Annotated in this window: 1 protein-coding gene; it reads right to left on the reverse strand. The window is 70.1% G+C overall.

Annotation, left to right across the window (positions count from 1 at the left end; all coding sequences use genetic code 11):
- Positions 1-3: 3 nt before the first annotated feature.
- Positions 4-475, reverse strand: a 472-nt coding sequence (locus tag DVK01_RS21265) for a helix-hairpin-helix domain-containing protein (RefSeq protein WP_147435234.1), incomplete at its 5' end; no start/stop codon positions are given.

The raw sequence follows: 475 nt of genomic DNA on the forward strand, positions 1-475 counted from the left end.
TTTCTATTCGACCCGAACCGTCCGCGACTCCCGAATCGGGAGCAGCGGCAGGTCGGGGAACGCGACCTCCACGACGAACTCCAGTTCGTCGTCCGTCGCGCCGAAGACGCCGACGGGGACGGTCACCTCGTCGGAGAGGTAGCACGTCTTCGTCGACATCTCAACGTCGTTGACGGTGACGCGGATGCCGACGGAACCGCCGCCGCCGTCGTTTCGAACGCGGATGTCGTGCATGTCGCTCTCGCCGCGGGCGACCGACTCGGGGAACTCGCCCCAGTCGATGTCGGGCGCGGGGAGGTCCTTCGCGCTCTCGATGACGCGCTCGGCGACGCCCTGCGAGAGGCCCGCGCGAGTGAGTTCCTTCACGCCGGCGTCGACCACGTCTGCCGGGGTCGAGAGGCCGCCGGTGGCGAGCTTTCGCGCGCGACCGGGACCGATGCCGTCGACGGCCGTGAGCGCCGCGGCGTCGCTGCTG

Origin of the sequence: Haloarcula sp. Atlit-120R (genome assembly GCF_003665885.1) — an archaeon.
Taxonomy (GTDB): Archaea; Halobacteriota; Halobacteria; order Halobacteriales; family Haloarculaceae; genus Haloarcula; species Haloarcula taiwanensis.